Genomic DNA, 8,979 nt, shown 5'->3' with positions numbered 1-8,979 from the left:
GAACCAGACCTCGGGGTTCTTTTCCGCAAACCCGGGGAAACGGGCAAGGGCCTCATAGCCGACAACTGTGCCGCGTGAGTCGGTGGCGGGAATCAACTAACCGGCTGGATCGCACCGCGGACAGCCTGAACCAGACTGTCAGGCACCGAGGTCATCCCGTGAACTGCCGCAGCGTGGGCTCCGACCTGGGCCAGGATTTCGTCGTCTGAGCTGCACACCCACTTGGCCTCGCAACCAGGAACCACATCACCACATGCAAACGATTTCATCCAATCTCCTTGTGTTACGCCTTCTTTGGCGGTGAATTGCCTAACGGTACGTGCTTGCACCCAGCGACTTCGAACGTTATTCGCCACGGCGGTCCAGAAGGATTGCTGCGCCACCGGCTTGAACACACTGTATTCAAAGACGACCTTGACTATCGGCCACTTAACCGGTTTAGTTAAGTCTACTTAACCGGTTAAGTGACGCGTATCACTTGAACAATTCGATGGGGAAGGGCGGTGCGGGCAGTGGCGGTAACGATCAGTGACGTAGCCCGGGCCGCTGGCGTGAGCAAAGGCGCTGTCTCCTACGCCCTCAACGGGCAGGCCGGGGTCAGCGAGGATACCCGCCGTCGTATCCTCAGTACCGCAGCCGCCCTGGGCTGGACTCCCAGCCTGCGCGCCAGGTCCCTGTCCTCCTCCAAGGCGTATGCCCTCGGCCTGGTGGTGGCCCGTGACCCGAAGCTCCTGGGTACCGACCCGTTCTTTCCGTCCTTTATTGCGGGCATCGAGACGACTCTGGCCGACCGCGGCTATTCGCTCGTCCTGACCGTCGCCACCAAACCGGGGGCCGAGGAAGCCAGCTACCGTCGCCTGGCACACGAGGGTCGGGTTGACGGTGTCATCCTCAGCGACATGCGCACCGACGATTCCCGTATCGCCCTGCTCCTGGAGTTGGGGCTCACCGCGGTGACCCTGAACCGACCCAATACCCCCTCGCCCTTTCCCGCGGTCTGCATGGATGACACCGAGGGGATCAGCCACGCCGTCCAGCACCTCGTTGATCTGGGCCACACCAGGATCGCCCACGTGGGCGGCTCCCAGCACTACATCCACGGTCTGAACCGGCGCAACGCATGGGCCGACACCCTGCAGCGCAACGGGCTGGACCATGACCTCTTCATCGAAGCGGACTTTGGTGCTGTGGAGGGTGTGGCGGCAACCGCTGACCTGTTGGCGCGGGAGAACCCGCCTACCGCTATCGTCTATGCGAATGACATCATGGCCACCGCCGGTCAGGCCCACGCCCAGCAGCGAGGCTTGCGGATTCCCGATGATCTCTCGATCACCGGCTACGACAACACCGAGTACGCCCAGTACCTCAACCCGGCGCTCACCAGCATCGGCAGCGACCCGCTGCTGTGGGGTAGCGCCGCAGCTCAGGTACTGCTCAACCAGCTCGGAGGCACCCACGACGGCGACGACGTCGTCCTTCCTGCACCTGGACTTATTACCCGCGGGTCCACTGCGGCGCCCCACGGCCGGAGTACCCCCGGTAGTAACTAACTCAGTAACCACAGTGAATGTGATCTAGGAGGAAACGCAATGACGCGATACACCAAACGAGCACTGGCCATCACCGCCACCGCCATGATGGGTCTAGGATTAGCCGCCTGCGGCGGGGGCGGCGGCGACGCGGCCAGCGACGGGGAGCTGACCAGCGGTCCCATCACCATCTGGTACTCGAACAACCAACAGGAGGTCGCGTGGGGCGAAGCGATGGTTGAAGCCTGGAACGCTGACAACCTCGACCAGGAGGTCACCGCCCAGGAGATCCCCGCTGGCACCAGCTCCGAAGAGGTCATCGCGGCTGCCATCACCGCCGGTAACGCCCCCTGCATCGTGATGAACACCGCGCCCGTCGCCGTCCCGCAGTTCGAGGAAATGGGCGGACTGGTCCCGCTGGATACCTTCGAAGACGGGGTGGAATACGTCGAATCCCGAAGTGGCGACGTCGCCGAGCAGTACAAGTCCGCTGACGGCCAGTATTACCAGCTGCCGTGGAAGTCCAACCCAGTGGTGCTGTATTACAACAAGGACATGTTCGAGGAAGCCGGCCTGGACCCGGAGAACCCGGCGTTGGGAACGCAGGACGAACTGCTGGAAACCTCTCGCACCCTCGTTGAATCCGGAGCGGCCGAGTATGCCATGTGGCCATCGCCCGCAGGCGAGTTCTTCCAGTCCTGGTTCGACTTCTACCCGTTCTACGCGGCCGCCACCGGCGGAACCCAGCTGGTCGAGGAGGGCGAGTCGACCTTCACGTCGGAGGAAGGCATCGCGGTCGCCGAAATGTGGCGCACCATGTACGAGGAAGGCCTGTCTTCGCAGGAGGCCTACACCGGTGACTCGTTCGTGGACAAGAAGGCGGCCATCGCCATCTCCGGCCCCTGGGCCATCCCCGTCTACGGCGACCAGGTGAACTGGGGTACTGTGCCGGTTCCCGGCCTTGAGGAAGGTACCGAGACCTCCACCTTCTCGGATGCCAAGAACATGGCTATCTACTCTGCCTGCGACAACAAGCAGACCGCCTGGGACCTCATGAAGTTCGCGACCAGCGAGGAACAGGACGGCGCCCTGCTGGAGGCAACCGGGCAGATGCCGATCCGCCAGGATCTGACGGGCACCTACCCGGAGTACTTCGAAGCCAACCCTGCCTACGTGGAATTCGCGGACCAGGCAGAACGCGCCGTCGAGGTTCCCAACGTCCCCAACTCGGTGGAAATCTGGCAGACCTTCCGCGATGCCTGGGGCGCATCGGTGATCTTCGGCAACGAGACCATTGAGGACGCCTTCAACTCCGCCGCGGAAGAGATCAACTCCCTGGCCTCAGAGTAAGCGGGTGTAGACGGTGACCACTTCATCCACCGTCGGCAAGCGGCGGGATCCGGGCGCGAGCCCGGGTTCCGCACCCCGCCGGCGCAAGAACCTGTTGGGACGGCAGCCACTCGGCCTGGCGTTCAGTGCACCGTATATCCTCTTCATTCTCGCGGTGCTCGCGTACCCCCTGGGCTACGCCGTCTACATCTCCTTCCATGACTTCTTCTTCACGGCGCCTGGCGTCGCCGTCGAACGGCCTTTCGTTGGCCTGGAGAACTACATCGAGGTCCTCAGCGATCCTGATGTGGGACGCTCCTTCGTCAACATCGGGATCTTCCTGATCATCAACGTTCCCCTCACCGTGGCCCTATCCCTGATTCTCGCCAACGCGCTGAACCGCGTCACCCGGCTACGCACGTTCTTCCGCGTCAGCTACTACGTGCCGTACGTGACGGCGAGTGTCGCCGTCGTCGGTGTCTGGCTGTTCCTGTTCAGCCAGAACGGACTGGTGAATTCGCTGCTGGGTTCGATCGCGCCGGACCCGTCCTGGCTGGTCAATTCCACACTGGCCATGCCCACGGTGGCGCTGTACGTGACCTGGAAACAGCTCGGATTCTTCATTCTGCTTTACCTCGCGGCGCTGCAGAACATCCCGGAGGAACTCTACGAATCCGCCGCAGTCGATGGGGCCGGCAAGTTCAGGCAGTTCTGGAACATCACCGTCCCGGGAGTGCGCTCCGCCAGCGTTCTCGTGACACTGCTCGCCACCATCACCGGTGCAAACCTGTTCACCGAGCCGTACCTGCTCACCGGCGGCGGCGGACCCGACGGCGCCTCGACCTCGCCGGTGTTCCTGATGTACCAGGAGGGAATCCTGCAGGGAAACCCGGACACGGCGGCCGCCCTCGGCGTCGTACTGGTACTTGGTGTCCTGGTGATCGCACTGATTCAACGACGCATCGTCGGCGGAAAGGATGACTAGAATGGCCAAAGATTTCCAGCCCACCGTCGCGACGGCATCAACTGCCCCTGTGTCGGACGACGACACGGCTGCGCCACGCAAATCGGCAACTGCACGGCAGCGGGCGCTGAAACCGGTCAGCTTCCTGCTGCTCGCCGTCGGCGCCTTCGTGTTCCTGTTTCCCTTCTACTACATGTTTATCGGTTCGCTGCAGACGGAACCGGACACGTCGGTGGCCGGGGCGTTCCCCAATTTCGGGAATATCACCGGGCAGAACTACGTGCTCATCAACGAGTCGATCAACCTGGTTCGTGGACTGATCAACTCGGGCATCTTTACCGGCGGAGTGATCCTCTGCACGGTGATCTTCGGCATCCCGGTGGGCTACGCGCTGGCGCAGATGCAGTTCCGCGGCCGCGGCATGGTGTTCGCCATGATGCTGCTGGTCCAGATGATCCCGTTCCAGCTGCTGCTCATCCCGCTGTATGTGCTGATTGTGCGCGATTACGGGCTGGCGGACAGTTACCTCGGCATGATCCTCCCGTTCGCCATCAACTCGACGGCGGTATTCGTGTTCAGACAGTATTTCCTCCAACTGCCGGCCTCGCTGTTCGAGGCGGCACGGATCGATGGCGCCAGCGAAATGCGCATCCTCACCCAGATCGCTATTCCCCTGGTGCGGCCCGCTATCGTCACGGCGATGCTGCTGACCTTCATTGGGCCGTGGAATGAATTCCTCTGGCCCTTCCTGGTCACCAAGGACGTCGCGTTCCAGCCCCTGGCCGTGTCACTCGCCAACTACATATCCAACGTCGCGGCCACCGCCGCCAATCCATTCGGTGCCATCCTGGCGGGCGCCTGTGTCCTCGCAGCTCCAGCCGTTGCTCTGTTCATCGGCTTCCAACGACAGTTTATTTCCACCAATATCGGATCAAGCGCAAAGGGCTAATCTTCCATGACTTCGCAAAGCACAGTTTCCCCCACCACCCTGCTACCCACCGTCCCGTTCACGCTGACGCGTGCCGGCGTTATCATGAGTCCCGAGGAGGGCAACGACGTCGAGGCCGAAGGGGTCCTCAACCCGGCCAGCGGCCGCGGACCGGACGGGGAGCTGTACCTGCTGCCCCGGCTGGTTTCCAAAGGCAACGTGTCCCGTGTGGGGCTCGCCAAGATCGTGATCGAGAACGGGGTGCCCACCGGCGTCGATCGGATGGGTGTTGTCCTGGGCCCTGACGAGGGCTGGGAACGCGGCACCAACAACTCGGGCACCGAGGACCCCCGTACCACGTGGGTGCCCTCGCTCGGCCTACACCTGATGACCTATGTGGCGTACGGCCCGATGGGCCCGCGAATGGCGTTCGCCCATTCCACCGACCTGCGGTCCTGGCAGCGGCTCGGCCCCTGCTTCTTCGAGTACAAGGCCGAACTGTCCATGGACCTGAACCTGTTCCCGAATAAGGACGGCGTGTTCTTCCCGGAGCCGGTCCAGGACCCCGACGGCGTCCTCTCCTATGCGCTCCTGCACCGTCCGATGTGGGACCTGGGCTGGATCCGCGAGGGCGAAGGCGAGCACCTGCCCGCCGGGATCACCGACAACCGGCCCGGCATCTGGATCTCCTACGTCTCTGTCGAGGACGTTGAGCGGGACATCCGCAACCTGGTTCACATGGGCAAGCACACCCTCGTGGCGATGAGCGAATTCGAGTTCGAGGAACTGAAGATTGGTGGTGGTCCGCCACCCATCCGGGTCGACGAGGGTTGGCTCATCATCCATCACGGGGTGGCTGGTGCGCTGGAAAAGTCGGCGTTCGACCACCAGCAGAAAGTCAACTATTCGGCGGCGGCCATGATCCTCTCGGCCGATGATCCGTCGATCGTGATCGCCCGCAGCCGCGAACCGTTACTGGCACCAGAAACCGAGGACGAAAAGTCAGGAATTGTGCCCAACGTGGTCTTCCCCACGGCCATCGAGGAAATCGACGGTCAGCTCTTCGTCTTCTACGGCATGGCGGACTCCAAAATCGGTGTGGCCCGCCTCGATCGGGTTGCGCTATGAGCGCCGCCCGGGCAGCACGCATCCCGTACCTTGCCGCAGGCGTTTCGCTCGTGATCGTCGGGGTCGGGATGGCGCCGGTGGCCGCGGCCCCGGGCCCAGCGGTTTCGGCAGTGGCCGCCCCGACGGTTGAGGCTGCAGAAACAGCCCCCCTGACTAACACCTCCCACCTGGACTGGTTGCTTGACGAAGTGCCCGTTCCGGACATCTCCGGGCACAGCACCTACAAATCCGGCGACCAGCCCACGGCCCTGGCACCCTGGACGTACGCCGACCGGAACGACGACGGCACCTACCGGAAAATCGGCGGCGGGAACCTGAATGCCCAGGGCGACTGGAGCCAGGGCGCCTACAACGCCGACGACATTTCCCGCACCGCAGTGGTGTACCTCAGGCATTGGCAGCAGACCGGGAGCGAAGCGAGCAAGGAGTCAGCCTTCCAGACCTTGCGGTCGCTGGCCTACCTGCAGACCACCGACGGCCCCAACGCGGGCAATGTGGTGCTCTGGCAGCAGACCGACGGCGACCTGAATCCCAGCGCGGAACCGATCGAACTGCCGGACCCTTCCGACTCGGCTGAGTCGTACTGGGTGGCCCGCACCGTGTGGGCCCTCGGCGAGGGGTACGCCGCGTTCAGCGAGGCGGACCCCGAGTTTGCCGCGTTCCTACAGGAGCGCCTGCGCCTGTCGCTGGGCGCGCTCAACCGCCAGTCGCTGGGCCAGTATGGCCAGTATGACGTGGCCGATGGCGTAGCGGTTCCCGCCTGGCTGATAGCCAACGGTGCCGACGCATCGGCCGAAGCGGTGCTGGGCCTGGCGGCCTATGTTGCTGCCGAGCCATCGGATGAGGTGGCCAGGACGGCGCTCACCCAGCTGAGCGAAGGCATCGCCGAGATGTCAGCGGGAGACACCCAGGCCTGGCCATTCGGTGCCATCCTGCCGTGGACCAAGTCGCAGACCTTCTGGCACGCCTGGGGCGGCATGGCTCCGGCCGCTGTCGCCGACGCGTCAGTGGTGCTGGACCGGCCGGATCTGGCGGACGCAGCGGTCAAGGACACCGCCGGTTTCTCCGCGCAGCTGATTGCCGCCGGTGGGCCGGACAACGCCTGGACGCCGACTCCCTCCGAACGGGTGCAGATCGCCTACGGCGTCGACTCGCGGCTGCAAAGCCTGGTGTCGACAGCCGAAGCGACCGGGGCCACCGGGCTGTATGAGCTGGCAGCGGTGATGGGCGGCTGGTACTTCGGCGCCAATCGCAGCGGTGAGCCTACCTACAACCCGGTAACCGGCGTCACCTTCGACGGTGTGCAGGCCGACGGCACCGTCAACCTCAACTCGGGTGCCGAGTCCACCATCCATGGGCTGCTGTCCATGCTGGTCCTCGACGCCCACCCCGAGCTGAAGGCGGATGCTCTGGGCATTGACCAGACCGTCGCCACCGACGGGCTCACCGTGGTGGAAGCGGAAACCGGAACCATAGAGGGCGACGGCAGTATGATCACCGCCGAGTCGGCGTGGACCGGGGAAGCGAATATCTCCGGCGGAGCGTACGCGCAACTGGGCGCCGGCGCGTATCTGCGCATCCCGGTGCCCGCGCATCAGCAGGATCGCAACGTGTATCCGATCGTGAACCGGACCATCGAGGACGCTGGCACCACCACCTGGTCCGGGAAACGGAAGCTCGGCAGCACCCCGAATGGTGGGGCGGGCGAGCAGGGCATCACCGATGCGCCGGGGCTGTTGCAGCCGTTCAGCCTTGACCGGGAGCTGAAGCGGGGGGAGCGCAGTGTGACCGCCGCCGTCGACGGTCCCGCCTCGATCGATGCGCTGTTGCTGCAGCCGCTGATCTCTTCGGTGACCGTGGACGGGCCGGCGGGGGAGTCGACCATCTATGTGAGCGCCTCCGAGAAGAAGTCGCTGCACCAGGTGAAGGTGCCACGCGGGTACTGGCTGGAACAGCAGGTCTACGATGCGGCCGGTCAGCCGGTTGCCCCGCCGGGTAGCAAGGGGAAAGGCAAGGGACACGACAAGGGCAAGGATCAGGGCAAGGTGTATGTGGCGCCGGGAGGCTTCACTGAGACCTCGCTGATCCGCAAGTAGGCGCAAGGGAGGAGGTGGCCGTGCGGCCGGGGAGACCCCGGACGCTCGGCCACTCGCAGCGTTATCCGACTTGCCGGGCTGTGTTCACCAGCTATTGGTTTGATCTCTGCTTTGATAGAGGTCAATTAGGTTGTAAACGGTCACCGCCAGCTACCTAGAAGGTCACCATGAATTACCGGACGGCCGAGCATCCTCGGCCGCAGCAGTTTATTCTCCACCTGAGCGATACTCACCTGCTCGGCGGGCCCGGGCCACTGTACGGGGCGGTGGATAGTGAAGCCCGGTTACGCCAGATTTTCTCCGAGCTGGAAGATTCCGGTGCCAGACCGGAGGCCCTGGTCTTCACCGGGGACCTGGCGGACAAGGGCGAAGCCAACGCCTACGCCAAGCTCCGCGCCATCGTCGAACCGGCCGCGGCGAAGCTCGGCGCCGAGGTGATCTGGGCGATGGGAAACCACGACGACCGGGCCAATTTCCGCGTCGGCCTGCTGGATCAGGCCCCCGACTCCGCCCCGATCGACCGCAGCTACCTGATCAACGGGCTGCGGATCATCACCCTCGATTCGACCGTGCCCGGGCACCACCACGGGCAGTTCAGCCATGAACAGCTGCTCTGGTTGGCCGATGAGCTCCTCACACCGGCCCCCAACGGAACCCTCCTCGCCCTGCACCACCCGCCGATCCCCTGTGTCCAGGACCTCTCAGTGCTGGTGGAGCTGCGGGGACAGCGGCAACTGGCCGACGTCGTCCGGGGCTCCGATGTTCGCGGCATCCTGGCCGGTCACCTGCACTACTCGACCACCGCCACCTTCGCTGGGGTTCCAGTGTCAGTGGCGTCGGCCACCTGCTACACGCAGGATCTGGGGTACGACGGCGGTGGCACCCGTGGACAGGACGGCGCGCAGGCGTACAACCTGGTGCACGTGTACGAGGACACGATAGTCCACTCGGTGGTACCGATCGGCGCCTACCTGCCGGTGGGCGAGACAGTGCCACTGCTCGAAA

8 protein-coding genes are annotated in these 8,979 nt (G+C 64.2%); 7 read left to right on the top strand and 1 reads right to left on the bottom strand.

Features of this window, described 5'->3' with window-relative positions; translation table 11 throughout:
• Positions 1–92 precede the first annotated feature (92 nt).
• Complete coding sequence (locus Y703_RS21325) at positions 93–269, bottom strand: DUF1059 domain-containing protein (protein ID WP_081743361.1); 177 nt, start codon at positions 267–269, stop codon at positions 93–95.
• Between the two features lie 234 nt (positions 270–503).
• Here Y703_RS21325 and Y703_RS0103055 point away from each other — a divergent pair, with 234 nt between their 5' ends.
• The 7 genes from Y703_RS0103055 to Y703_RS17545 form a co-directional block, all read left to right on the top strand.
• Positions 504–1,550, top strand: a complete 1,047-nt coding sequence (locus Y703_RS0103055; protein ID WP_035763576.1) for a LacI family DNA-binding transcriptional regulator — start codon at positions 504–506, stop codon at positions 1,548–1,550.
• Between the two features lie 39 nt (positions 1,551–1,589).
• Entirely contained in the window at positions 1,590–2,879 is a 1,290-nt protein-coding gene (locus Y703_RS0103050; RefSeq protein WP_026551545.1) for an extracellular solute-binding protein, read from the top strand.
• Between the two features lie 13 nt (positions 2,880–2,892).
• Positions 2,893–3,843, top strand: coding sequence for a carbohydrate ABC transporter permease (locus Y703_RS17550; protein WP_035763573.1), 951 nt, complete (start codon positions 2,893–2,895; stop codon positions 3,841–3,843).
• Positions 3,844–4,015: 172 nt separating this feature from the next.
• Positions 4,016–4,771 carry a carbohydrate ABC transporter permease gene (locus Y703_RS0103040; RefSeq protein WP_253907917.1) on the top strand — a complete coding sequence of 252 codons (756 nt, stop codon included), beginning with the start codon at positions 4,016–4,018 and terminating at the stop codon, positions 4,769–4,771.
• Positions 4,772–4,777: 6 nt separating this feature from the next.
• On the top strand, positions 4,778–5,878 hold the full coding sequence (locus Y703_RS0103035) for a glycoside hydrolase family 130 protein (RefSeq protein WP_051427234.1): 1,101 nt from the start codon (positions 4,778–4,780) through the stop codon (positions 5,876–5,878).
• Positions 5,875–7,974, top strand: a complete 2,100-nt coding sequence (locus Y703_RS0103030) for a hypothetical protein (RefSeq protein ID WP_026551542.1) — start codon at positions 5,875–5,877, stop codon at positions 7,972–7,974. The genes Y703_RS0103035 and Y703_RS0103030 overlap by 4 nt, the downstream gene beginning before the upstream one ends.
• A 167-nt stretch (positions 7,975–8,141) precedes the next feature.
• Positions 8,142–8,979: phosphodiesterase (locus Y703_RS17545; RefSeq protein WP_081743359.1), on the top strand; the 838-nt coding region annotated here is incomplete at its 3' end.

The organism is Arthrobacter sp. H20 (assembly GCF_000520515.1).
Taxonomy (GTDB): Bacteria; Actinomycetota; Actinomycetes; order Actinomycetales; family Micrococcaceae; genus Arthrobacter_D.
Note: the sequence above shows the minus strand (reverse complement) of the source record. Positions and strands in the feature narration are given on the sequence as shown.

Bases quoted from the DNA above. Each gene is read 5' to 3' on its own strand.
- Y703_RS0103040 (WP_253907917.1), top strand. From the start codon at position 4,016: ATGTTTATCGGTTCGCTGCAGACGGAACCGGACACGTCGGTGGCCGGG.
- Y703_RS0103030 (WP_026551542.1), top strand. From the start codon at position 5,875: ATGAGCGCCGCCCGGGCAGCACGCATCCCGTACCTTGCCGCAGGCGTT.
- Y703_RS0103035 (WP_051427234.1), top strand. From the start codon at position 4,778: ATGACTTCGCAAAGCACAGTTTCCCCCACCACCCTGCTACCCACCGTC.
- Y703_RS21325 (WP_081743361.1), bottom strand. From the start codon at position 269: ATGAAATCGTTTGCATGTGGTGATGTGGTTCCTGGTTGCGAGGCCAAG.
- Y703_RS0103050 (WP_026551545.1), top strand. From the start codon at position 1,590: ATGACGCGATACACCAAACGAGCACTGGCCATCACCGCCACCGCCATG.